The organism is Mycobacterium paragordonae, from assembly GCF_003614435.1.
Classification (GTDB): domain Bacteria; phylum Actinomycetota; class Actinomycetes; order Mycobacteriales; family Mycobacteriaceae; genus Mycobacterium; species Mycobacterium paragordonae.
Map to the genome: position 1 here is coordinate 4,184,319 of NZ_CP025546.1, position 23,963 is coordinate 4,208,281.

The 23,963-nt window shown below is 66.8% G+C and carries 25 protein-coding genes; 10 read left to right on the plus strand and 15 right to left on the minus strand.

What is annotated here, in order from left to right; translation table 11 throughout:
- Positions 1-5: 5 nt before the first annotated feature.
- From C0J29_RS19050 to C0J29_RS19065, 4 genes are read right to left on the minus strand one after another with little or no spacing between them, the layout of a single operon-like run.
- The gene (locus C0J29_RS19050) at positions 6-812 is read right to left on the minus strand and encodes an MBL fold metallo-hydrolase (RefSeq protein ID WP_120794831.1); all 807 of its coding nucleotides are present in this window, start codon (positions 810-812) and stop codon (positions 6-8) included.
- 43 nt (positions 813-855) lie between these two features.
- Positions 856-2,019 (minus strand): iron uptake system protein EfeO, encoded by a 1,164-nt coding sequence (efeO, locus tag C0J29_RS19055; RefSeq protein ID WP_371872495.1) that lies wholly within the window; start codon positions 2,017-2,019, stop codon positions 856-858.
- Positions 2,020-2,055: 36 nt separating this feature from the next.
- Positions 2,056-3,252, minus strand: a complete 1,197-nt coding sequence (locus C0J29_RS19060) for a cytochrome P450 (protein ID WP_120793217.1) — start codon at positions 3,250-3,252, stop codon at positions 2,056-2,058.
- A 3-nt stretch (positions 3,253-3,255) separates the two neighbouring features.
- Positions 3,256-4,284 carry an LLM class flavin-dependent oxidoreductase gene (locus C0J29_RS19065; RefSeq protein ID WP_120793218.1) on the minus strand — a complete coding sequence of 343 codons (1,029 nt, stop codon included), beginning with the start codon at positions 4,282-4,284 and terminating at the stop codon, positions 3,256-3,258.
- A gap of 143 nt (positions 4,285-4,427) precedes the next feature.
- On the opposite strand from C0J29_RS19065, the gene C0J29_RS19070 reads away from it, so the two are divergent.
- The gene (locus C0J29_RS19070) at positions 4,428-5,273 is read left to right on the plus strand and encodes an SDR family oxidoreductase (protein ID WP_065044796.1); all 846 of its coding nucleotides are present in this window, start codon (positions 4,428-4,430) and stop codon (positions 5,271-5,273) included.
- Here the strand turns inward: C0J29_RS19070 and C0J29_RS19075 are convergent.
- The 3 genes from C0J29_RS19075 to C0J29_RS19085 form a co-directional block, all read right to left on the minus strand.
- On the minus strand, positions 5,270-6,340 hold the full coding sequence (locus C0J29_RS19075) for an NAD(P)H-dependent amine dehydrogenase family protein (protein WP_120793219.1): 1,071 nt from the start codon (positions 6,338-6,340) through the stop codon (positions 5,270-5,272). The two genes, C0J29_RS19070 and C0J29_RS19075, sit on opposite strands and share 4 nt — an antisense overlap.
- A gap of 9 nt (positions 6,341-6,349) precedes the next feature.
- Positions 6,350-7,306 carry an LLM class flavin-dependent oxidoreductase gene (locus C0J29_RS19080; protein ID WP_120793220.1) on the minus strand — a complete coding sequence of 319 codons (957 nt, stop codon included), beginning with the start codon at positions 7,304-7,306 and terminating at the stop codon, positions 6,350-6,352.
- Between the two features lie 132 nt (positions 7,307-7,438).
- On the minus strand, positions 7,439-8,317 hold the full coding sequence (locus C0J29_RS19085; RefSeq protein ID WP_197748214.1) for a hypothetical protein: 879 nt from the start codon (positions 8,315-8,317) through the stop codon (positions 7,439-7,441).
- 80 nt (positions 8,318-8,397) lie between these two features.
- Here C0J29_RS19085 and C0J29_RS19090 point away from each other — a divergent pair, with 80 nt between their 5' ends.
- Together C0J29_RS19090 and C0J29_RS19095 are read left to right on the plus strand one after the other, a co-directional pair.
- Entirely contained in the window at positions 8,398-9,645 is a 1,248-nt protein-coding gene (locus tag C0J29_RS19090) for a MalY/PatB family protein (protein ID WP_120794833.1), read from the plus strand.
- A gap of 20 nt (positions 9,646-9,665) precedes the next feature.
- The gene (locus C0J29_RS19095; protein ID WP_242460479.1) at positions 9,666-10,133 is read left to right on the plus strand and encodes a YkgB family protein; all 468 of its coding nucleotides are present in this window, start codon (positions 9,666-9,668) and stop codon (positions 10,131-10,133) included.
- On the opposite strand, the gene C0J29_RS19100 is transcribed toward C0J29_RS19095, so the two are convergent.
- Entirely contained in the window at positions 10,130-10,651 is a 522-nt protein-coding gene (locus C0J29_RS19100; protein ID WP_120793222.1) for a PadR family transcriptional regulator, read from the minus strand. The genes C0J29_RS19095 and C0J29_RS19100 overlap by 4 nt on opposite strands.
- A 96-nt stretch (positions 10,652-10,747) precedes the next feature.
- On the opposite strand from C0J29_RS19100, the gene C0J29_RS19105 reads away from it, so the two are divergent.
- The gene (locus C0J29_RS19105) at positions 10,748-11,578 is read left to right on the plus strand and encodes a DUF3159 domain-containing protein (RefSeq protein ID WP_120793223.1); all 831 of its coding nucleotides are present in this window, start codon (positions 10,748-10,750) and stop codon (positions 11,576-11,578) included.
- 11 nt (positions 11,579-11,589) lie between these two features.
- Here C0J29_RS19105 and C0J29_RS19110 read toward each other — a convergent pair whose 3' ends face one another.
- Positions 11,590-12,324, minus strand: a complete 735-nt coding sequence (locus tag C0J29_RS19110; RefSeq protein WP_120793224.1) for a 3'(2'),5'-bisphosphate nucleotidase CysQ — start codon at positions 12,322-12,324, stop codon at positions 11,590-11,592.
- 121 nt (positions 12,325-12,445) lie between these two features.
- On the opposite strand from C0J29_RS19110, the gene C0J29_RS19115 reads away from it, so the two are divergent.
- Positions 12,446-13,339 (plus strand): haloalkane dehalogenase, encoded by an 894-nt coding sequence (locus C0J29_RS19115; protein WP_120793225.1) that lies wholly within the window; start codon positions 12,446-12,448, stop codon positions 13,337-13,339.
- Positions 13,340-13,435: 96 nt separating this feature from the next.
- Here C0J29_RS19115 and C0J29_RS19120 read toward each other — a convergent pair whose 3' ends face one another.
- Complete coding sequence (locus C0J29_RS19120) at positions 13,436-14,620, minus strand: acyl-CoA dehydrogenase family protein (protein WP_120793226.1); 1,185 nt, start codon at positions 14,618-14,620, stop codon at positions 13,436-13,438.
- Positions 14,621-14,734: 114 nt separating this feature from the next.
- Between C0J29_RS19120 and C0J29_RS19125 the strand changes: the two genes are divergently transcribed.
- Complete coding sequence (locus C0J29_RS19125) at positions 14,735-15,928, plus strand: serine/threonine-protein kinase (protein WP_174814848.1); 1,194 nt, start codon at positions 14,735-14,737, stop codon at positions 15,926-15,928.
- Between the two features lies 1 nt (position 15,929).
- On the opposite strand, the gene C0J29_RS19130 is transcribed toward C0J29_RS19125, so the two are convergent.
- From C0J29_RS19130 to C0J29_RS19140, 3 genes are all read right to left on the minus strand, one after another.
- The gene (locus tag C0J29_RS19130; protein WP_065165050.1) at positions 15,930-16,715 is read right to left on the minus strand and encodes an SDR family NAD(P)-dependent oxidoreductase; all 786 of its coding nucleotides are present in this window, start codon (positions 16,713-16,715) and stop codon (positions 15,930-15,932) included.
- 127 nt (positions 16,716-16,842) lie between these two features.
- Positions 16,843-17,277 carry an SRPBCC family protein gene (locus C0J29_RS19135; RefSeq protein WP_065044787.1) on the minus strand — a complete coding sequence of 145 codons (435 nt, stop codon included), beginning with the start codon at positions 17,275-17,277 and terminating at the stop codon, positions 16,843-16,845.
- Positions 17,278-17,288: 11 nt separating this feature from the next.
- The gene (locus C0J29_RS19140; RefSeq protein ID WP_162951507.1) at positions 17,289-18,116 is read right to left on the minus strand and encodes a hypothetical protein; all 828 of its coding nucleotides are present in this window, start codon (positions 18,114-18,116) and stop codon (positions 17,289-17,291) included.
- 75 nt (positions 18,117-18,191) lie between these two features.
- On the opposite strand from C0J29_RS19140, the gene C0J29_RS19145 reads away from it, so the two are divergent.
- Positions 18,192-18,584 carry a DoxX family protein gene (locus C0J29_RS19145; protein WP_065044838.1) on the plus strand — a complete coding sequence of 131 codons (393 nt, stop codon included), beginning with the start codon at positions 18,192-18,194 and terminating at the stop codon, positions 18,582-18,584.
- Here C0J29_RS19145 and C0J29_RS19150 read toward each other — a convergent pair.
- Positions 18,581-18,937, minus strand: coding sequence for a bleomycin resistance protein (locus C0J29_RS19150; RefSeq protein WP_172834840.1), 357 nt, complete (start codon positions 18,935-18,937; stop codon positions 18,581-18,583). The two genes, C0J29_RS19145 and C0J29_RS19150, sit on opposite strands and share 4 nt — an antisense overlap.
- A gap of 172 nt (positions 18,938-19,109) precedes the next feature.
- On the opposite strand from C0J29_RS19150, the gene C0J29_RS19155 reads away from it, so the two are divergent.
- From C0J29_RS19155 to C0J29_RS19165, 3 genes are all read left to right on the plus strand, one after another.
- Positions 19,110-20,141: a cupin domain-containing protein gene (locus tag C0J29_RS19155; RefSeq protein WP_120793228.1), complete on the plus strand. Its 1,032-nt coding sequence runs from the start codon at positions 19,110-19,112 to the stop codon at positions 20,139-20,141.
- 118 nt (positions 20,142-20,259) lie between these two features.
- Positions 20,260-22,209: a methyltransferase domain-containing protein gene (locus C0J29_RS19160; protein WP_120793229.1), complete on the plus strand. Its 1,950-nt coding sequence runs from the start codon at positions 20,260-20,262 to the stop codon at positions 22,207-22,209.
- Positions 22,206-23,000, plus strand: coding sequence for a glutamate racemase (locus C0J29_RS19165; protein WP_162951508.1), 795 nt, complete (start codon positions 22,206-22,208; stop codon positions 22,998-23,000). The genes C0J29_RS19160 and C0J29_RS19165 overlap by 4 nt, the downstream gene beginning before the upstream one ends.
- A gap of 8 nt (positions 23,001-23,008) precedes the next feature.
- Here the strand turns inward: C0J29_RS19165 and C0J29_RS19170 are convergent, their stop codons facing one another.
- Positions 23,009-23,881 carry a universal stress protein gene (locus C0J29_RS19170; protein WP_120793231.1) on the minus strand — a complete coding sequence of 291 codons (873 nt, stop codon included), beginning with the start codon at positions 23,879-23,881 and terminating at the stop codon, positions 23,009-23,011.
- Positions 23,882-23,963 lie beyond the last annotated feature (82 nt).

Sequence of the window (23,963 nt, forward strand, 5' to 3'; positions counted from 1 at the left end):
TCGTCTCAGATCGAGACGGAACCACCCCGCTCGATCTCGACGACGCGATCGCCAATTCCGCGGCGCGTCATCTCCTGTGTGAACTCGGCCAGGGGCGATGCGAAAACGGTGTAGTCGTCGAAGTGGATCGGGATCGTCTTCGGCAGGTCGAGCAGTTCGACCAACCCGGCTCCCTGTTGGCCGTCCATCGTCACGGTGAGTCCGAATGGCAGCCTGGATCCGGCGGGTAGCCGGGTCCCGCCGAGGTGCAGGATGCCTGCGTCGATGGCGTCGAACCGAACAGGTATCTCGCCGAGTTCGTCGACCAGGAGGGTATCGCCGGAGATGTAGAGCCGGCGGCGCTGCGGGCCGTCGACCGGGCCGAACTCCAGCATGCTGCCCATCACCGGCGGGACCAGCGCCCTGGCCCACATCGGGGCGTGACGGCCGGGCAGTGATGTCACGGTCAGCTGCCGGTCGCCCTTGACGATGGTGTGCGTCTGCCAGGTCGACATTGCGCAGGATTGCTCGAACCCCTTCTGCCGCAGCCTGCCGGCCGCCTTCGGGGTGGTCAGGATCGGCAGCCGGCGGTCCAGGTGCTTTTCGGTGACGCGGTCCCAATGGTCACCGTGCATGTGCGACAGCACGACCGCATCGATCGGGGGCAGCTGGTCGGCGGACAGTGCGGGTTCTCGGCGGCGCTTGGACACCAGGCCATGGCCGAGATACGCGCGTTGGCCCTTGTGCAGGAAGTTCGGATCCGTCAGCACGGTGATATCCCCGCTGCGAATCAACGTGGTGGCGTTGCCGACGAAGGTGATCGTGATCTCCATCGGGTTGCCGTACCCGTTTACCACCGTTTGAACAGTCGCCCGGTCAGTTCGCGGTGACGACTTTCTGGGCGATGGCGGACAGACTCTGATGCAGCGGCGCGATGACCGCGGTCAACTTGGGCGTGTCGCGCTCGCGCACATCCGACGTGTAGATCCGGTAGCCACCCAGCTTCGTCGGATCACGGTAGTGATCCAGCATGGCCTGGACATCCTGGAATTGCTGATCGATCTGCTGCACCAGGCTGCTGTCGATCTCATTCAGCCCCGGCCGCAACAACTTGTAGGCCTGTTGTGCGCCTTCGACGTTGGCGGCGAAGTCGACGAAATCGAGGTGGCTGAACGCTTCTTCCTCACCGGTGATCTTGGTGTTGTAGACATCCTCGATCAGATCGGCCGCGCCGTTGGCCACATCCTCCGGCCGGAAACGCAGGGTGGCGACCGTGGTGTTCAATGTGCCGATGTTGCTGACCAATTCGGTGCTGAGCGCCTTGGTGCCGGCCGTGATGGCACCGGCCTGCCACAGGTCGCGCTCGATGGCGTGAAAGCCTTTCCAGCCGACCTTGGCGTCGACGGGAGTGGCCTCCTGCATGTCAATCAGGTAATCGAGATTCCCCGCGTTGTCACCGACGGTGAATCCTGGCAGCAGATAACCGTCCACGCTCGACTGGATGCGCCCGTAGAACGGTCGCGCCTGCGCGTAAGCCGCTTTCGCGCCGTCGACGTTGCCCGACTGCACGGCCGCATCGAGTGCCTGCACCGCACCTTTGAGTTGACCCATTTGATCGACAACGTACGGGGCGAAGTCCTTGGCGGCCTTGAGGAATAGAGCTGCCACCGGCCCGTCAGCAGGCGCCGGTGCCCGCCCCGTCACGGTCAGGGTCTGATATTCGACGCCCGCGCTGGGACAATAGATCTGGTAGGCGCCGCCGTCCAGGGTGACGGTGAAGGACACGGGTTCCTCGCCGGGGTCCACGCTTTCCTTCTCGCCGATGATGCGCTGGTCTTTGAGCAACTCCACGTGAGAGATGCCCAGTGCGCCCGCATTGGACACCGTGAAGGTCACTGGACCGGCCGGAACGGTCGTGGTGTCCAGCACGCAGCGATTGCTGCCGCCGTTGTTGGTCATCGTCACTTTGACCGCGTTGCTGGTCCGCGGTGCCTGGCTCGAGTGACTACACCCCACCGCCGCCAATGTCAGCGCCACCATGGTGGCGGGCAACCGGTAGGCAAACACCGGCCGACATTACCCCGTGATGACAGGCAGTTTCGCCCAGCCCCGCACACTGCTGGTGTGCGCTTTGACGGCGTTGTCGTAGTCGACGTCCCATTCCGGCCAGCGTTTGATCACTTCTTCGAGGGCCACCCGCGCCTGCATGCGGGCCAGTGCCGAGCCCAGACAGAAGTGCAGACCGTGCCCGAAGCTCAGGTGCGCGCCGCCGCGGTGGATGTCGAACCGCTCTCCATCCACGTACCGGCGCTCGTCGCGGTTGGCCGACCCGTTGAGCAGCAACATGATTGAGCCTTCGGGTACCACCGTGCCGTGACACTCGACATCGTGGGCGACGTGGCGCGCCTGCACCGGCGACGGCGCCTCGTAGCGCAACACCTCCTCGATGGCCATCGGGATCAAGGACGGATTGGCCACGATCTCGGCGCGCTGATCGGGATGCTCGGCCAGCAGCTGGCCGATGAACCCGATCAGCCGGGTGGTCGTCTCGTTGCCGGCACCGGCGATCATGCTGGTGTACATCAGCACCTCGGTGCGATCCAGGCGCCGGGTCACCCCGTTGTCTTCGACCTCGGCGTTGAGTAGCTGCGTCATCAGGTCGTCGGAGGGATGTTGGGTCCGCCAGTCGATGTAGTCGGAGAACACCTCGTAGCTCTTCTCGAACAGGTCGTGGTCGACGGCCCGGAAGGTGCCCTCGGTGAGGTTGATGGCGCGCCCACCGCGGTCCCGGATGTGCGCCTGGCCCTCTTCCGGGATGCCCAGCAGGTAGCCGATGGTGCGCATCGGGATCATCGAGCCGAGATTCTCGATGAAGTCGAACCGGCCGGAGCCGACCAGCGGGTCGAGCGCGCGCACGCAGAAGTCCCGGGTCAGCGGCTCGATCGCCTCCATCCGCCGCGGCGTGAAAACCCTTGACAACAAACGGCGATGCAGGTCGTGCAGAGGCGGGTCTTCGAACAGGATCACCCCGGGCGGCACCTGGATTCCGCTCATGATGATGTCCATGGTGGTGCCGCGGCCCGAGCGGTAGGTCTCCCAGTTCGTCAGTTCGGGGGCGACGTCCTCGTAGCGGCTCAGCGCGTAGAAATTGTATTTCTCGTTGTAGTACAACGGGACTTCGTCCCGCATCCGCTTCCAGATCGGGTACGGATTGTCGTCGATCTCGAAGTCAAAAGGGTCGTAATAGATTTCGGTGGTGCTGGCCCCAGTCATCAATCACCCGTTCTTGTTCGACAGCAATTCGCCGAGCGTGCTCTCGCTGTTTCCGGATGTCCCGGAAGCCTCAGGCAGCACGACCTCCCCTACCCGCTTGAGATACGGCCACGCGATCTCCGGCGGCAGCCCGCCGCACAGCGGTGACATCGCCAGCATCTTTCCGGCGCGCACCCGCGAAATCGCCTCCGGCACCGAGTAGATCACGTGCGAGGCCGCGGCCTCGCGCAACTCGTCGACGGTGTCGACATGAGTGAAACCCGCCGACACCTCGTTGCCGGGATTCCACGCCGCATAGGTGCGCGCGTCGTGCAACAGATACTCGCCCAACTCCGCCCAGGCCTCGTCCACATCGTCGGCGACGAAGCACACCGACGGCGTGCTGCGGTCGGGAAAGAACGTCGGCCCAGGCTGGTAGCCGTGCTTGCGGCAGGAATCCTCGTAGGCTTGCTGCATCCCCGGCACATTGGCATTGGCCAGCATGCCCAGCCCATACCTACCGGCCCGCCGGGCCGCGGCCAGACTTCCGCCGCCCCACATCATCGCGGGCCCTCCGGCGGTCAGCGGCCGGGGCGTCACGAAGATCTGCCGGCCGTCCCGGACCACCGTCTCCCCGGCAAGCAGCCGGCGCAGCAGGCCCAGCTTCTCGTCGGCCAGCCGGCCACGGTCACCGAGATCGAGCCCGAAGATCTTGTATTCCTCCGGCCGGTAGCCCAGCGCCATGATGTAGGAGGCCCGCCCGTTGCTGAGGATGTCGAGCACCGCGATGTCCTCGGCCAGTCGCACCGGGTCGTAGAACGGCAGGATCAGGATGAGGCTCAACGTCAGCCGCTGCGTACTTGCGGCCACCGCCGACGCCAGGAGCAGGGGCGACGGCAGGTAGCCGTCCTCGGAGCCGTGGTGCTCACGCATGACGGCGGCCAGGCAGCCGTGGTCTTCCGCCCACGCGCACATCTGCGGCGCGGTGGCGTACAACGCTGCCGGATCGGCCCCGAAAGCAGGGGCCCGCATGTCGAAGCGCAGGGTGAACACAGCTGATTCCGCCTGACCTAAAATTTGTCCCACGTAGGCTACGTGGGATCTGCGACAACGGTCAACCACCCGATTGAAACTTACATCTTGTCCGGATACTGTAACGTCGGTGCACGAACCACCAGGGAATTAAGGGGTTGAAGATGACGACGGCGTCAGACTTATTGGGCTACGAGGGCAAGCGCGTCCTGGTGGTCGGCGGCGCGACCGGAATGGGCGCCGCAGCGGCACAGCTCGCCAAGTCGCTCGGAGCGCATGTGACCGTGATGGACTTCGCGCCGGTGGACTTCGATGTCGATCGGGTGATCTCACTGGACCTCAGCGACCAGGATGCGATCGACCGCGCTGTCGACGAGCTGGACGGGCCGGTGCACAAGCTGTTCTCCGCCGCCGGTGTGGCCGACGGGCCAAAGCTGATGCGGGTCAACTTCATCGGGCACCGCCATTTGATCGAGCGGTTGTTCGAGAAGGACCTGCTCCCCCGTGGCGCGGCCATCTGCTTCATCTCGTCGGTGGCCGGGATGGGCTGGGAGAACGACCTGGAACTCGTTCAGGACTTCCTGGCCGCGCCGGACTACAAGTCCGCGCACGACTGGTGCCAGGAGCGCGAGCCGCAGGGCATCATCCACTACGGGTTCAGCAAGAAGGCGATCAACGGGTATGTCGCGTGGCAGGGTTACCCGTTCCAGAAGAAGGGTGTGCGGATCAACGCGGTCTGCCCCGGCCCCACCGACACTCCGCTGGCGCGCGCGAATGCCGACCTGTGGCTGACCTTCGCTCAGGACTACCGCGACGACACCGGCAGCGCGACCCTGACTCCCGAGGACATCGGCAAGGCGATGATCATGCTCAACAGCGACGCAGCGGCCTCGGTCAACGGGATCACGCTGAACGTCGACCAGGGACACGCCATGGCGTCGATCACCGGGTCCTTCGCCCCGGGCAAGGCGATCATGGATCTGATCACCGGCCGCGTGCAACTCGCCTAGCCGCCAAACACATGGCGCGGCAACGTCGTCGGCAGATCCAGCGAACTGAGCAGACCGGGTTGCGCCGCGACGACATACGGGATGGCATTGACCACGCGCATGGCGGTGGCCGCCATCGCCGCTCTGCCGGCGCCATGACCTTCGGGCGCGCCGAGCGTCAGCACGCAGTGCACGTCGGGATCGCCGTCGATGTCGACGCGGTAGGTGGCGTCGCTGTCCGAGGCCGGCCAGTCGGGTGCGACGTCGCGTGCCATCCGGATCACGTGCTCGATCACGATGGCTTCCCGGCCGTCGACCACCGCGGCGGCCCTGGTCCGCACGGCACCACAGGTGCCGGCGGGGATGGTGCCGAACGCGACCTCGATATCGCGTGTGGTCAGCTGGCGGTCCAGGGTGCCGCGCACCTCGTCGATCTGGACTTGCAGTCCGTCGGCAATCAGGTATAGCGGTGCTTTCCAAGCCATTTCGATGAAGCCGGGCGTCTTGAGCATCGGTTCGAATTCCAGTGGGCGGCCGAAGCCCATGCCGTTCACCATCACGTCGGCCACCGGGTAGTGGTCGTTGAGCGACACCTCGCTCACGGTAATGCGGCGGATTCTTTTCGACTGGGTGGTGAGCATCAACGCGAGCTGATCCGAGGCGAAGCCGGGGAAGATCCCCGAGGCGTAGAAGGATGCCCCTCCGGCGAGCGCCGCCTGCTGCAGCTCGTCGCGCCACTGCGGAGAGAAGTACGACGGCGGATACACCAGACTCGTCGATGACGTCGACACGACATTGATGCCCGCCTGCAGGAGTCGCAGGTAGTCGGGCACCGCGGCGGCGTCGCGTTCCGGACCGCTGGCCGCGTACACCACACAGTCCGGCCGCAGGGTGATCAGCGCCTCGGCGTCATGAGTCGCTCGGAGGCCCAGTGGCTCGCCGCCGGCGAGTTCACCGGCGTCCTTGCCCACCTTGTCGGGCGAATGCACCCACACGCCAACGAGTTCAAGGTCAGGTCGGCCCCGGACGGCCTCGATCGCGTGGGACCCGACTCCCCCGGTGGACCATACGACGACACGCACGGGCATTGTCCCCTCTCATTCGGCGGTGGCGCGTTGCAGGTACCGCCAGGCCACCTCTGGCGCCAGGCCACCGCACAGCGGATGCAACGGAAGCGGCTGCGCGTAATCGGCGGCCTGTTGCGGTGTCAGGATCCGGTAGGGGCCGCCGTCAGCGCCCTCAGCACGCAAGGCCGTCACGCTGTCGGCGCGGGTGATGCTCGCGACCGCGTCGTCGTGCGGCCGGTAGGACGCCGCCATGCGAGCGTCGTGCAACAGGTGCGGCCCCAGCTCGTCCCAGGCCTCATCGACGTCGTCGGCGACGAAAACCGTTGTGGCCGAGCCGGGTACCGGACCCTGAAACATGGCCGGCTGATGCCCGTGTTCGCGGCACTGGGCTTCGTAGTACTCCTTGAGGCCGGGCTGGGCTGTCTGGGAGATGAACCCGAGCTCGTGGGTGCCGGCCCGTCGGGCCGCGGCCCTGCTGCCCCCGGCGATCAGCATCGGCGGTCCGTCCGTCGAGGCGCAGCGGGGCGTCACCCGGACCCGGCGGCCGCGGTAGGTGACGGGCTCCCCCCGCACCAACGGGCCCAGCACCGCGACGATTTCGTCTGCGGTCCGGCCGCGCACGCTCATGTCGATGCCGAAGTGGTCGTATTCCTCGGGGCGGTGGCCGACGCCGAGGGCGTAGGCCACCCGTCCCCGGCTGATCAGGTCCAGCACGCTGATCTCCTCGGCGAGCCGGACCGGGTCCCACAACGGAATCGGCACCGCCGCAACGAGAATCGCCAGCTGACGGGTGCGGGCCGCGATCGCCGACGCAAGCATCAGCGGTGCCGGCAGATGGCCGTCCTCGGCACCGTGGTGCTCCGACAGCACCACCAGCACCGCACCCCTCGTCTCCGCCCACTCACACATGTCGACGGCGGCGGCGTAGAGGTCCGCGGCCGGGGCGCCCCAGTCCGGCGCACGCAGGTCGAACCGCAGCGTGAACACCCTTGCACCATAACCTAACCTTTGTTCCGGGCTCGACGCCAGCCGTGCGAGCGGTCACCTTTGTGGCGCGAGCAGACGCGAACTCGCACATGTTGTTCGCAAATCGTGCGAGTTCGCGTCTGCTCGCCGGGGTTAGGCCGCGCGGTTCAGGTGGCTGCGAATCCGCTCGGCGAGCCGCGCCGGGTACAGCCTGACGTCGTCTACCACTATCGGGATGATCGTCCACCCGACCTCTTGAATCTGGCCCCACTTCCATTTGTCTCTAAGCATCGCGGTCCGACCCGAGTGCCAGTCGATGCTTTCGTATTCGGCAGCCAAACGCAGCGCGGGCCAGGCGAAGTCGACGCGGAACAGATCGCCGTCGATTCCGCGGATCTCATATTGCAGTTCGGGAATCGGCAACCCGAAGTCGATGACGACTAGGCGGGCCTCGCTTTCCATTGCGGATTCGGCACGTCCGTCGGCAAATTGCAGTAAGTCGCGTACCGCGACAATGCCGCGACGCCCCTTCTGGTCGACAACCGCGCACTGAAGTTCGTCGCGGCTGCACTGCCTCGACCGCAGGGCAGCATCCAGCGTTGCCAGCGCCCGTGGCCGGCGCAACTGTCTGGCAACCTCGACCGCAGTCCACGCCGGCGCCGTTGCCAAACGGTCAGAAACCCGCTGCAGTCTCGCTCCGGTACGCTGATGAACCATCAGACCAACAGTCGGGCGCATGCGAACACCGGGATCCAGCACGTGAATGGCGGCAGTGTTCTCCGTGTCGAACCCGTACAAGCGAGCCGCGGTACCCATGCACACGACCAAGCGCCGGCCCGCGAAGATGTCCAGTGCGGTCAAGCGTCCCAACAGATTCGGGTCGTGTGCCGCGTAGACCCCGCGCCATACCCGTTGGATGCGGCCCGCTTTCACCTGCACATCGAGTTGCTGGCGAGTCATTATCGTCAGGAGTTGAGCGGTGGTGGCGAATCCCCCGCATTTCTCTATGAGCGCTATCGCGTCAGCCAGCACAGCGCGAGCATGCTCACAGCACCGGTGCTTGACCAGTCACCCCTGTGGACACCGCTGCCGAGCAGTCGCAAAATCGCATGATGGCCGACAAATCTGTGCGAGTTTGCGACTGCTCGCGCAAGGAGGGCAACCCGCTCGAGGAGTTGACGCTGGAGCAGCTGCGCCGCCGCACCAGCATGAAGTGGCGCGCGTACCCGGCGGATGTGCTGCCGTTGTGGGTCGCCGAGATGGACGTCAACCTCGCACCGGAAGTGGCCGAGGCCATCCACCGCGCCGTCGACGCCGGCGACACCGGATACCCGCACGGCAAAGGCTACGCACAGGCGATCAGCGAATTCGCCACGCGGCGTTGGCAATGGGACGGGTTATCGGTCGGACGTACCCGGGTAGTGCCGGACGTCATGCTGGGCGTGGTCGAAATGCTGCGACTGGTCACCGACCCCGGCGATACCGTCATCGTCAATTCGCCTGTCTACGCACCCTTTTACGCGTTCGTCTCGCACGACGGCCGCAACGTCGCCGAAGCGCCGCTGGGCACCGACGGGCGAATCGACTTCAACACGCTGCAGGATGCGTTCGCCCGGGCACGCAAGTCGGCCGGCCCCAGCGGCAAAGTCGGTTATCTGCTGTGCAATCCGCATAACCCGACGGGTGCGGTGCACACCGCTGAAGAGCTGCAGACCACAGCCGAACTCGCCAGACGGTATGACATCAGAGTGGTCTCCGACGAGATACACGCGCCACTCATCATGCCCGGCGCCCGATTCACCCCTTACCTCAGCGTTCCCGGCGCCGAGAACGGATTGGCGTTGACGTCGGCGTCCAAGGCGTGGAATCTCGCCGGGCTCAAGGCAGCGCTGGCCATCGCCGGCCCCGAGTCCGCGGCCGAACTGCGGCGCATGCCCGAAGAGGTCGGCCACGGCGCCAGCCATCTGGGCCTCATCGCGCATACCGCGGCCTTCAGCAGCGCCGGCGACTGGCTGGACGCACTGTTGCGTGGCCTGGACGAAAACCGCACGCTGCTTGGGCAACTGGTCGAGGAGCACCTGCCTGGCGTCCGGCTGTTGCGCCCACAGGGCACCTACCTGGCCTGGCTGGACTGCCGCGAACTCGGCTTCGACGAGGAGCATTCCGCGGGCATCAAGGTGGTATCGGACCTGTCCGGACCCGCGCGCTGGTTCGTCAATCATGCCCGGGTGGCACTGAGCTCGGGCCACGTGTTCGGCACCGGCGGAGCTGGACACGTGCGCCTGAACTTCGCTACCTCCCAAGCCATCCTGACCGAGGCGCTATCGCGGATGCGGAGTGCCTTGAACGCCGGCGGTTGAACCCGCGACAGCCGCAATCCGTGTACGACAGCGTGCAAATCACCTACCGCAGTTTTCCGCTCGAACGCGTCGGCGCACTGATCAGCCGGTACGGACTGGTGCTCGTATTGGCCTGGATCGGGTTGGGCAAGTACGTGAAGATGGAAGCCCGCGTGCTGATCGAACACAGCCCGCTGATGAGCTGGATCTACGACTACGCCGGCGTGACGACAGTCGCGCGGATGCTGGGGACACTGGAAATCGTTGCGGCACTGCTCATTGCGATCCGCCCCTGGTGGCCACGAGCCTCGGCGGTGGGCAGTGCACTGGCCATCGTGCTGTTCCTGGGCACATTGAGCTTCCTGTTCACGACGCCCGGACTGGTCGCCTCACACGCCGCGGGCATTCCCGTCCTGACCGCCCAGCCGGGCCAGTTTCTGCTCAAAGATGTTGTGCTGCTGGGCGTGGCCGTCTGGACCCTGGGTGATGCATTGCGGGTCAACGACTAACCCCCGCGCTTGTCCAGGCCGTCGATCACCCAGTGGGCCCACTCGATCTCGTGCTGCGTCCAGCGCAGACCTTGCTCCAGAGCGGCGCGGGCGAAGAAGGCGTCGTCGGCCGTCCAGTCGTGGGAGTCGAGGATCTGCGCATAGTGCGCGTGCTCCTGCTCGGACAGCGACAGCAAGGACTTCAGATATTCACGGGCCTGCTCCGGCGACAGCTCGCCGAGCAGGAAAACCCGCAGAATCGCGGCGTTACGCACCGGCGGATCGTCCTGCGGCGACAGCATCCACCGATGCAACTCGGCCCGCCCGGTATCGGTGATCGCATACTCCTTGCGACCGCGCGGCCCGATGTCGGACACCTTGATCAACCCCGCGTCGGCGAGTTTGTTGAGCTCGCCGTACAGCTGGCTCTGGGTGGCCGGCCACATGTTGTCCATCGATTCTTTGAACCGTTTCAGCAGGTCATAGCCACTTCCGGGCTCCTGGGACAGCAGGCCTAACGCGGCATGTCGCAAACTCACAGGACCATCCTAACGTTCCACAATTGACATGTCACGATAATTTATGTCAACATCGACCTGTCTATTTAGGAATATCGGATTCTAGGGAGCACGACGATGACCCAGCCGGCACACGTTGACCGCGGCGCACAGCCGTCAAAGGACAACACCAATCGCGTCATGTCCGTCTTGGACGGGTTCCTCACCTCACCCTTCGCGGGCATCGCGCCGTGGGCGCTGTTGTCGATCCTGGCCTCGCCCGGCCACTTCGAGATTGCGGTGGTGTCCGCCCTCGGCTTCTCGGTGCTGGTGATGCTGGTCGGACTGGCGCGCGGCATCAAGATTCACGCTCTCGAAGTGTTCGGCGCGGCCTTCTTCGCCGCCCTTGCCGTGGTGGGCCTGTTCGCCTCCGCCGCGGTGATCCGCTTCCTCGAGATGTGGTCCGGCGAGCTGACCAACATCTCGCTGGCGTTGTTCGTGTGGCTGACTCTGCTGTTCCGCCGGCCGTTCACCCTGGCCTATGCGAAAGACAGCACCCCGCGGGAACATTGGGACAGCCCACTGTTCAAGCGGATCAACAACGTGATCACCGCCGTCTGGGGCGGCGCTTTCACCTTCGCCGCGGCCGTCGGACTGGTCGGCAACCTCATCCTGCACGACGCCGAGAACTTCTGGACGGGCTGGATCCTGCAACTCGCGGCCATCTTCTTCGCGGTCGCGTTCACCGAGTTCTACCCGGACTACGCCTCGGCGATGTTCGCCCTGGACAACGGCGAGGAGGCGGACGTGCCCTCGGTGTTGCAGATCGTCGACTGGCTGCCCAACTTCGTCGTCGTCGCCGGTGTGGTGGGACTGGTCACCGGATCCATCGACGTCGTCGTGGCCGTCGGGATGATCGTGGGCGGCGGCGTGGTGTCCGGCATCCTGGCACGGCTCGCGCAGGCGTGAACAGCCGAAAGTCAGGACTGCCGGGTGACGCCCAGCACCGACTCGGCGAGTTCGGGGCGACACACCACCAGATCGGGCAGCTTGGGATCGGCCCGGTTGTACACCAGTGGCGACCCGTCGATGCGGGAGGTGTGCAATCCGGCGGCCCGCGCGACCGCTACCGGAGCGGCCGAATCCCACTCGTACTGGCCTCCGGCGTGCACATAGACGTCCGACAGGCCCTGCACGATCGACGCCACTTTGGCTCCCGCCGAACCCATTTCGACCAGCTCCCCGTCCAGGGCATCGCGGACGGCCAGTGCGACGGCGGGCGGGCGGGTGCGCGACACCACGATGCGCGGCCGGCCCGAAGATTCCGGCGGCGGTAGGACGTCCGGCGTCGCCAGAGTGACTCGCTGCGCGGGCAGCGCGACCGCCCCGGCGACAAGTTCGCCGGACTGCCACAGCGCGACATGCACCGCCCAGTCCTCGCGGTCGAGTTCGGAGAATTCCCGGGTGCCGTCCAGGGGGTCGACGATCCACACCCGCTCGCTGCGCAATCGCACCGGGTCGTCGGCGCCCTCCTCGGACAACACCGCGTCGCCCGGGCGCTGACGGCCCAGTGCCTCCATCAGAAAGTCATGAGATCGCTTGTCCCCCGCGGCTTTCCGCTCACTCGCGTCAGCTTCGGCGAACTCCGCCCGAACCCCCAGTAGCAACCGGCCGGCTTCCGAGGCCAACTGAGCGGCCAGTGCATGGTCATTCATGGCAAGCGGCTTCCTCAATGTCCCGGGGAAATGTTGGCTATGTTAACCGACTTTACCCGGCTACGCATGATGCGATATCACCGGTGGTGAACACGCGCGGTCAACGCAAAGGAGCTACGCCATGGACGTCCTGCGAACCCCCGACTCCCGCTTCGAGAATCTGGAGGGCTACCCGTTCGCCCCACACTACGTCGACGTCGCGGCAAGTGACACCCCGTCGCTGCGCATGCATTACCTCGACGAGGGACCGTCGACCGGCTCCCCCATCGTGCTGCTGCACGGCGAACCCACCTGGAGCTACCTGTATCGCACCATGATCCCGCCGCTGTCCGGCGCGGGGCACCGCGTACTGGCTCCCGACTTGATCGGGTTCGGAAAGTCCGACAAGCCAACGAGCCGAACGGATTACACCTACCTGCGGCACGTGGAATGGGTGACCTCGTGGTTCGCGAAGCTTGACCTGCGCGACGTGACCCTGTTCGTCCAGGACTGGGGATCGCTGATCGGGCTGCGCATCGCCGCCGAGCAGAGCGACCGCGTCGCACGACTGGTGGTGGCCAACGGCTTCCTGCCCACCGCGACGCGGCCGACTCCACCCGCGTTCTACATCTGGCGCGCGTTCGCCCGCTTCACCCCGATGCTGTCGGCCGGTCGCATCGTCGCGGCCGGCACGGTCCGCAAGGTCCCGGCCCGCGTGCGCGCCGGCTACGACGCACCCTTCCCGGGCCGGAAGTACCAGGCCGGGGCCCGCGTGTTCCCACAGTTGGTGCCGACCTCGTCCGACGATCCGGCGATACCCGCCAACCGGGCCGCCTGGGACGCGCTGGGCCGTTGGCAGAAGCCATGCCTGGCCATCTTCGGGGACCGCGACCCGATTCTCGGACGGGCGGACCGTCCGCTGATCGAGCACATCCCCGGCGCGAAGGGGCAGCCACACGCCCGGATCAACGCCAGCCACTTCATTCAGGAGGACAGCGGACCGGAACTCGCCGAACGCATCCTGGCCTGGCAGTGAACCCGTGCGCCCAGCGTGAAGCCATGGCGGAAATCGGCGCATTTTTCCACCGTGACGTCACGCTCGGCGCGAGCCTACGGCGACCAAAGCGCGAGGCTAGAGCCCGAACTGGTCCTCGATGATCCCGAGCCAGATCTGCGCCGAGTCCATGGCAACCTTCTCGCTGATGAAGGCGTGCTGGGTGCCGGTGTAGATGTCCCGGAAGGCCCGCTCCAGCCGGCTGCCTTCTCGGATCGAACTGGTGCCCGCCACCAGATGCGCCCATTCCGCGCATTCGCGGGAGGTGTCGGTGGCGAAGACGGCGGCGGCACGCATGTTCGCGCGCAGCATCGGAGTCAGTTCGTCCCCGGCGGCAACGGCCGCTTCGGCAGCGCCGAACGCGTCCAGCACCAGCAGCCGAGCCGCCCGCCAGGCCGACACATGGTGCGCCAGCCCCTTCTGAAAGGTCGGGCGACTGGCCAACGACGCCATGTCACTCATCCGGTACTTCGTCGCGGCCAGTTCTGCCACGTCATCGAGCATGCTCTTGGCCACCCCGAGCGCCCACGAGGCGTGACCGGCGGCGGTCACCGGCATCAGTCCCATGTGCGCGGCCGGCGACGTCCCCCGGTAGGGCCGGCGGTCGAACAGCCCGAACGTCCTGCTGCCGGGCACGAACACGTCCTGGGCGCTGTAGTCGTAGGAACCCGTGCCCTTGAGGCCCTGCACATGCCAGCCGTCGTTGAACTGAATCTCCTGCCGCGGCACCACGGCCACCTGCATGTCGGGAATGCCCTCGCTGACCCAGCGCATCTCGCCGTTGTCCATCGGGAAGAACCCCGCGGCCACGTACTGCGAATGGCCGGTCCCCGAACCGAAGCTCCACGATCCACTCAGCCGGTAACCGCCGTCGACGACGACGCCCTGTCCGTTGGGAAAGAACTGGCCGCCCATCGTGACGTGATTGTCGTGGGCGGTGAACACCTCCGCGAATCCCTCGTCGTTCAGGTAGCTGGCCGCGGCGAATCGGGACGGCAGGTTCGCGATCCCGATCCATCCGAAAGAGCCGTCCTGCCAAGCCATTTCGATCCAGGTATCGATCATCTCGGCCAGCGAGGGCTCGATGCCGCCGGCCTGGGCGGGGCTCAGTGCGGTCATCAGGCCGCTGTCCCACATCTCGTCGACCACGGCGCCGGTCAAGGTGCGCGCCCGCTCAGACTCGCCCGCCTCGGCGCGGACCAGGTCCCGCATCCCCCGGGCCAGCGCAACGACCTGACCACTCACCTCGGTTGTCGACGTCATTGGTGTTTCCATTCGCGATTGCCGACCACTGCCGGGCCCCGAATAACGACACGTCGACCGTACGCCACAAGTTTCGGCTCGGATATCTGTGGTTATTTGAGAAGAGAAATGACCATGGAGTATCGCGAAACGTTGACGCAGCCGCTCGGCGTGCTCAGTGGTCGCTACGAACTGGGCAAGGTCTTGGGCCGTGGCGGCATGTCCGAAGTCCGCGAAGGTTGGGACCTCAAGCTGAGCCGCCCGGTGGCGATCAAGCTGCTGCAGTCAGGTCCGGGCGACGAGGAGGGGCCTGACACCCGGCTGCGATTCGAGACGGAGGCGCGGGCGACCGCCGCTCTCAGCAGTTCGAACATCGTGATCGTCCACGATGTCGGCGAGCACCAGGGGCTGCCGTTCATCGTGATGGAGCGGCTGCCCGGTGTGTCGCTGGCCGACCACATCGCGCGCGGCCCGCTCCCGCAACCGTTCGTCCAGACGGTGCTCAATTCTGTGCTCGCCGCGCTCGCCTCGGCACACGACGCCGGAATTCTGCACCGCGACGTCAAACCCGGCAACATCCTGTTCACCGCCGCCGGCGAGGCCAAGCTGGCGGATTTCGGCATCGCCAAGACCGCCGGTGGCGCGCGCACCATGACGGGCCACGTGGTCGGCACCATGGCTTACCTGAGTCCCGATCGGCTGGCCGGAAAGCCGGCCACGCCGGCCGACGATCTCTATGCCGTCGGGGTGGTGGGCTATGAAGCTCTGACCGGGCGCAGGCCGTTCCCGCAGCAGGCGTTCCCCGCGCTGGCGAACGCGATCCTGCATGAAACGCCGCCGCCGATCGCCGCGCTGCGCCCCGATGTGCGCCCGGAGTTGGCGGCGGTGTTCGAGCGGGCGATGACGCGCAACCCAGCCGCGCGGTTCTACCAGGCGGGCGCCATGCGGGAGGCCCTGAACGCCCCCGCTTCCCGCCCCGCACCGGTGCCAGTACCCGCACCGGTGCCGAATCGCACTCGGGTCATGCCCACGCCACCGGCGGGTCCCTCCACGTATATCCCGGTGGAATCCGAGCCGACCCGGGTAAGTCGCAAGTTGTGGGCCGCCGCCATCGTCGCCGTGCTCCTGCTGGTGATCATGCTGATGGCGCTGGGCGCACCCTTCTCCGCACCACCGCCGACGCCGGCCGGCACGACCACGCCGCTGCCGCCGCCGACCACCGAGACGTCGACGATTGCCAGCACGTCGGAGCTTGCGCCTGCGCCGCCCCAGGCGCCGGGCCCCCCGGGCAAACCCGGCAAGAAACCGAAGGGCCCGAAGGGCGACTGATTCAGTCGGGCAGTCCGAACAACTTGACCACCTCGTGGTCACGGCCCGCCAGATAGCCGCCGTCGACCGCGATCGCCTGACCTGACACGAACGAGGCGTCGGTCGACACCAGGAAAGCCGCCATCGCCGCCACTTCCTCGGGTCGCCCCAGTCGCTGCAGGGCGTGTTCGCGGGTGATCGCGGCGCGCGGGCCCTCCATCCCGGGTATGCCGAAAACGCTTTCAGCAAGCGGTGTTTCGATGAAACCGGGGCAGATCGCGTTGGCCCGGATGCCGCTCGGCCCGTAATCGAGTGCGATGTTCTTCGTCAACAAAACGACGCCACCCTTGGCCGCGTTGTACGAACTACCGCCCGCGGTGCCTTCCAGGCCCTCGACGCTGGCCAGCGTCACGATCGAACCGCGTTCGCCGTCCACCCGGGGCTGTTCGATCATGGTGGCCAGCGCGGCTTTGGCCACCAGAAACGTGGCGGTGAGGTTGATCCTGATGACCCGGTCCCATTCGGACTGCGGAAGCAGATGGACCGGGCCCCCGCCGGCCACCCCGGCGGAATGCACCACGCCGTCGAGTCGGTCGGGTACCGCGGCGAAGATCGCGGCCACCGCCGTCTCGTCGCTGACGTCGGCGGTCACGAAGTGGAAATTCGGACCCAGATCCGGCGGCGCCGCCAGATCGGCCCCGATGACGGTGCCGCCTTCGTCCAGTAGTCGCCGGGCGGTCGCCAGCCCGATGCCCGAGGCGGCGCCGGTCACCACGAAAGTGCGCCCCGCGGCGCGTTCGGCGCTCATCGAGGCTCCCGAGTTGTCCTGCCCATACGGCTGACCCCTCGGCAACCGCATTGGGCAGGTAGGGGTAGTCCTACACCCCATCCCGGCGCGGTCGCGAGTTTTTCCAAGCAGAAATTCACTTTCACAGCTAACTCACAAGCGCTTTGTCGCAGGCTGCCAGGATGGCGAGGAAATTCAACCGCAGCAGCGGTCGGCTGACCAGCTCCATCACCTTGCCTCCCGCATAGAGGGGGTGGGTGTAGTTGGTCAGCCAGTCGACGTGGGTGCCGTCCCCGGAGGGGGTGAACGTCAGGGTCCCGCCGTCGTGATCGAAGGCCGGAACCGAGCGCACGATGAGGTAGGTGTAGCTGTGCGGGCGGTCGTAGGCGGTGATGTCCTCCCGGAACCACATGCCGGTGCCGAGTACCTCGCGAACGGCTCCGACACCGGGCCCCTTCGTGTCTTTCGTCCAGGCGGACTTCAAAACCAGCGGCGCCGTAACCAGATTGACCGGATCGGCGAGCCAGTCGAAGACCTGTTCCACCGGTGCGGCGATCGTCCGCTGCACATGAATTTCGACCATGAGGTCTCATGCTAAACGCCGCGCCGGGCGCGGAAGCGGCCGTGCTTCGCGTCGACGTCGTCGACGGTGAACCCGCGCCGGGCCAGCCGCTGACCGAACAACTCGCCGCTGACGTTGCGGTGCAACCGGGCACCGTTCTCACGGCAGAAGACCCGGGCTTGCGGAAGGACGACGCTGGCCGCCGCATCGGAGGCCGGCGTGTAGCGGATGGTCGTTCCGTCTGCGACGACGGCGGCGTATTCGTAGTCCAGTAGTTGCGACCAGCCCTGCCTGTCCCGGATGGAGATGCCTTCCGGCTCGACCCGGAACTCGCGACCGCGCCGAATGAACGGAACGAGGTTGGCGCTGACGAGCAGCAAGCCGGGCACGATCAGCACGAAGAGCGCATACGCGTGGGTCTTCTCCAGCTCCGCGTCGTAGGCGTAGTTGGTGAACAGCTCAACTGTCCAGCCTTCGACGAAAATCGCCATGTCGTGCAGCACATCTCGTACCGTGGCGCGGCCGGAGGTCAGGTCGTAGACGATCGCGCCGATCGCCCCGACCCCGCCGATGGTGAGCAACGCGCCGAACAGCACCAGTCCCCAGCTGGTGCGGGACACGAACGTGCCAGACACCTGTGCCGGGTCGTCGATCTCCACTTTCGGGCCACCGAGCGGCCGGGCCAGGCACCAGATGCTGACGCCGACCGCCACCGCGAGGCTTAGAAATTCCGGTGCGCCGAAGGACGCCCGATCGGAGTTGGCAACCGCGAGGCCCAGGAATGTCAGCCACGCGGCCCATCGCAGTGCCCGCTGCCAGCCGGCCACGCGCCGCTCCGCTCCCCCGGGCCGAGTAGACATTCCGGGATGGTAACGCGGCCGTCCGGGTCTGACGTGCACGCCGTGGCGATGGACGGTCAGGGCATGATTAGCGCCATGACCACCGAATCGCTCGCGGAACGCGCGCCCGCCCAGACCACGGCCTACCGCCTCGCGGCGATGTTGCTCGGCGTGGGCACCCTGCACTTTGTGGCACCCAAGCCGTTCGACGACATCATCCCGGCCGAACTGCCGTTCAGCGCGCGGTTTTACACGTACGCGTCGGGGGTGGCCGAGATCGTCATCGGGGCACTGTTGTTGCCGCGCGGCACCCGCCGACCCGCGGCCGCCGCGGCCGCCGCGCTGTTCATCGGCGTCTACCCGGGCAATCTCAACATGGTCCGGTTGTGGTGGGACAAGCCGTTGCCGATGCGCATCCTCGCGCTGGCCCGCCTGCCGCTGCAATTCCCGATGATCACCGCGGCGATCAAGGTCTACCGCAGCAGTTAGAGCGGCGAGCCGACCCGGTGCAGCGTGCCGTCGGGATCGACGTAAGCGAATTCCCTTAAGCCGTAAGGGGTGTCGTGCGGCGGATGCAACCGTCCGCCGAGATCGGCGAGGGCCTTCCATTCCGCGTAGAGGGCATCGGCGTCGCTGACGTAGAAGTACACGCTGGACGACGTGGTCAACGGGTCGTGCTCGGCCCACTCGGTGAGATGCATCTGGACGGGACCGCGGTCGACGAATCCGTAGCGTTCCGGACCCTCGTAGCCGCGGGCGTCGAATCCAAGCCGACGGTAGCGGTCGAGGGCAGCGTCGAGGTTCCGCACGGGCACGATCGCTGCCGCAGAGGTGAATTCGATGTCAGACATGCCACGAGTCTGTCACCCGCCGGTTCGGACCTGTTGATAACCACCACCGATCAACACATCCAAAACGGGTGTTGGACGGTGCGGCCGTCCCCACGCGATCCTGAAGGCGACACTTTCGACGCGAAGTTTCAGGAGGACGAAACTCACGCAGACAAGCACACACGTGGCGTCACTGATCGACGGTGAGATCGTGGAGGAGTCCGACCTCGGTTCGATTCAGCGGCTGACGGCCGACAACTTCCCGATCCTGCGGGGCATGTCGATCAAGCGGCTGCTGATCAACCCGGGCGCCATGCGGACACCGCACTGGCACGCCAACGCCAACGAACTCACCTACTGTGTCTCGGGCACCGCCCTGGTCTCGGTGCTCGACACCGGCAGCCAGTTCACCTCGTTCGTGGTGCGCGCCGGCGAGATGTTCCACATCGACTCGGGCTCGCTGCACCACATCGAGAACATCGGCACGGACGTGTGCGAATTCATCATCACCTTCCGCAACGAACGCCCCGAAGACTTCGGCCTGGGAGCGGCCTTCGGCGCCATGACCGATGCGGTGCTGGGCAACACCTACGACCTGCCGGCCTCGGACTTCGCGACGCTGCGCCGCAGCACCACCGACCGCGCGCTGGCGGCCCGCTCCGGGGCGCCCGACGTCCCAGCCTCGGCATTCTTCAACGACCCACACAAATTCGCGGTCGAGGCGATGACCCCGCCCGTGAGCATCGCGGTGGGCTCGGCCCGGACCGCGCGCCTGCAGTACTGGCCGGCACTGAAGGACCTGTCGATGTACTCGCTGCGCATCCGCGAGGACGGGATGCGGGAACCGCACTGGCACCCGATCACCGCGGAGCTGGGCTACGTCAACCGGGGCGCGGCACGCATGACCGTCATGGGGCCGGGCGGCGAGTTGGACACCTGGTACCTGCGCCAGGGTGACGTCTACTTCATCCCGCGCGCCTACCCCCACCACATCGAGGTCTTCGACGCCCCCGAAATGCACTTCTGCATCTTCTTCGACCAGCCGACTCCCGGCGACATCGGCTACCGCACGTCGGTGAGCGCCTACTCCCGCGAAGTACTCGCGGCCACGTTCGGCACCCACCTCGACGACCTGCCCGATTTCCCGTTCACCAGCGCCGACCCGCTGATCGTCAACCGGCGCAACCCGCTCGACGCCCACGCGGCCGGGGAGTGAGTTCGCGCGTTCCAAGAATCCTCCAAGGATCCTCCAAGAGCCTGGCGAGACCGTTTGGTTGCCAAACCGAAACCAATTACGGCGGCTCCCCGGCCGGGCTCGTCAAAGGGGGAAGAACATGACCGATACGGCGCACCACCTGCCGGCTACCACGCGCGAGCACCTCGCCGAGCTGGCCCCCTTGCTCGACGACCTGGCTGCCGTCGCCAGGCGCGGCGAGGTCCCCGACGCGCAGTTGCTGACCCGCGCCGCCGCGGCCCGGGCAGCGCTGTCGGCCCTGGCCGGCGACCCCCGCGGCGGTGAGCCGTATTCGCGTTCGATCCTGCGGGTCGACGATCAGGTGGAGATCATGCTGGCCCGCTGGCGTCCGGGCCACGGCTGCGCGCCACACGACCACGGCGGCGCCGGCGGTTTCGTCATCGCCGTCGAGGGCGCATTCGACGAACGCCGGTTCGGCTGGGAAGGAACGCGGTTAGCCGTCACCGAACAGCTTGCGCGACAACAAGGTGCGGCCATTCAGATCTCGCCTGAGGTGATTCACGACATGTCCGCCCGATCGGGCGGGCTGTCCCTGCATCTCTACAGTCCGCCGCCGGCGAGCATGCGCGTGTTCGACATGGAGCGGGCCGAAGTACTCGAACTTGTCGGCAACTACGGCGCCTGGATCCCCCCGGGCGAGCACCCGCGCATCCCGTTCGCAGCCTTGAAGGCCCCCGGCGCGCCGGCAAGCGCGCCCCATAAGCCGGTCATCTGGGTGGCCAACACCACTCATTACCGCGGTGGTTCGGCCGAATTCGCGATTGCCGCGGCCACCATGGGCCGCGAACTCGCCGCCGCGCACCCCGACGCCGAAGTCGTGGTGTCCGGTCTGCACCGCAAGGCCGACTTCACCGCCGAACTCGCCGCGTTCGCGTCGTCGGGCCGGATGATCAGCCAGCTGCACCTGATCAGCCACTCCGGCATGTACGGTCCGATGTTCGGTTCGACGGACTGGCCCGAACAGTTCTCGCCACACGAGTGGCGGGACATGACGATCCCCTTCGCCCCCGGCGGCCGGGCCTATTTCCACGCCTGCCGAACGGCGCGCTGGTTCGCACCGTTTTTCGCCGACGTCTTCGGCGTCACCGCCTTCGGCAACCACAACTACACGACCGTGTCCGCGCGTAAGGACCGGTTTGCGTGGGCGGGCCGTCAACCGACGGCTCGCCCGAGTCTTTATCTGATCGCCGCTCCCGGCCGGAAATCGCACGGGTTGACCGGCAGCGTGCGCAAATATCTGGGTTGCGCCGCCGAACCGATGGTCGAAAGCCGGCCCGCCGCAACACAACACGAACGCTCCTACGATCGCGTCGCCGAACTCTACGACCGCGCCTACTCCGACATCCGTGTCCGGGAGGCCGAATGGCAGTGGGTGGCCGGCCGGTTGGCCGCAGCCCACGCTGACCTCGGACGCCGGGTACGGGTATTGGAAATCGGTTGCGGTAACGGGGCTTTGCTGCGGGCACTGGACGACAATGACGATATCGACTTCGCAGTCGGCATGGACAGTTCCGCCGGCATGCTGGCCCGGGCACGCGAACGCAACCGCGACCGGTCCCGGCTGCGCTTCGGCAAGGTGAACGGGCCGGTGCTCGACGTGCCCGACAACCACGTCGACGTGGTGATCTCGTTCCTGTCGTTCCGCTACCTGGATTGGGACCCGGTGATGGCCGAGATCCGGCGGGTCCTGGCCCCCGGCGGCCGGTTGTTGGTCGTCGACATGGTGGAGCGTCCGGTGCGGATCCGCGACTTGCCCGTGCTGGCCCGATCAACCGTCGCGCACCTGCGCACCCGGCGACAGCGTCCGCAGTTCGCCCATGACCTGGCCACCTTGACCAACCACCCGGAATGGCGGAACATGCTGCAGCACAACCCGATCCGTGCCGAACACGAATACCGCTGGTATTTCGGCAGCCGCTTCCCCGACCGGGGGCTGCAGACCCTGACGACCACCAGGTCAGCCCGCGTGGTGGCGTTCGATTCCGGTCCACTGGCCAAGGGGCAGACCACCCCGCTCTCCTACCCGTGACCGCCGTGAATACCGAAGCCTGCCTGGGCATCATCGACTGGGGCATCGGCGGCGTGGGCCTGGTCAACGCCCTGGACCGGCTGGTCCCCGGGCTGCCGGTGGTGTACTGGTCCGACGCCGGCGCCACCCCCTACGGCCGGATGGGCGTCGACGAACTGACCGACCGCCTGATGCGGGTGGTTACCGCGCTGGCCGAGCGCGGCGCGACGGAGGTGGTGCTCGCCTGCAACGCGGCCAGCACGGTGGTGGCCGAACTGGGGGCGGCACCGGTGCTCGTGGAGGGAATCATCGCCCACGGCCTTGCGTCCGTCCCCGAAGAACTGACCTCGGTCGGCGTGGTGGGCGGCCAGCGCACCATCGACGCCGGGCCCTACCAGCGCGGACTGGCCAGACCGGGGCGGGAGGTGTTGGCCCGGGTGGCGCAACCGTTGTCCGCCCACATCGAGGCGGGCCGTACCGGCTCCGCGCAGTTTCACGCCGACCTGACCGACATCGTCGCGCCGCTCCGGCGGGTGCAGGCGCTGGTATTGGCTTGCACGCACTACCCCGCGGCCAGCCGCTGGTTCGCAGCCGCCCTGCCCGACACGCGGCTCATCGATCCGGCCGAGCACCTGGCCGCGGCGATCGCCTACCGCTATCCCGAAGCCGCCCGGGCGAGCCGCTCGGCCCGGAAGGTGTTCCTCACCACCGGTGATCCGGATGCGATGCGCCACAACGCCGCTCACGCCTGGGGCACACTGCTGACCACCCGGGCGGTCGGGCGACGGGACCGCAGCGCTCTAGCCTCTTAGAAAGCCTCTCAGTCTTCCGAGCGGGCCACGATGATGGGCCGGTGCACCGAGTGCACCACGGCGTTGCTCACCGAGCCGAGCAGCATCCTGGCGATGCCGCCGCGACCGCGGCTGCCCAGGACCACCAGCTGAGCGGACTTCGACTGGTTGACCAGCTCGCGGGCCGGCCGGTCACAGACCACGACGCGCTGCACGGCGACATCGGGATAGCGTTCCTGCCAGCCGGCCAGGCGCTCGGCGAGGACCTGCTCGGACTCGATCTGCAGTGTGGGCCAGTCCAGGCCACCGAGGTCGAGTATCTCGGCGTCGCTCCAGGCGTGCACCGCTCGCAGATCCACACCGCGACGTGACGCTTCGTCGAATGCGATGGCCGTCGCGAGCTCAGAGGCCGGGGAACCGTCGATGCCCACCAGCACGGGGGCGTCGTCACGAACGTCTTGCTCCTCGTCGGGAATTATGGCGACCGGGCAGGCCGCCCCGCGCAGCACGCCCGAACTGACTGAACCCAGCAGCACCCGCCCGACCGCGCCGCGCCCGTGACTGCCCACCACAACCATGTCGGCGTCTTCGGACAGTTGCACCAGCGTCGGTATCGGCGGGGACGATTTCAGCTCGGTCGTTACCGCGATGGCCCCACCCGCCGATTCCCGGGCCAGCTTGGCGGCCTCCTCGAGCACCAGCCGGCCGTCTTCTTCCTGCCAGACCGCGACACCGCCCGGCAGCGGAATCTGCGGAAACGTCGGCACGTAGGCGCTGAGCATATGGACCAGCGTCAGCGGGGCATTCCGCATCGCCGCGTCACGGGCGGCCCATGTCACCGCCGCATTCGATGCCGACGACCCGTCGACTCCGACGACGAGGCCCGTGTTTGATGTCGTCATTTCGTTCTCCTCAGCGCTTGACTCACGAAAACGCTATTGCGCGAACGCCGCTCAGTCGTGGGCCTTAAGTCCTCGACTACAT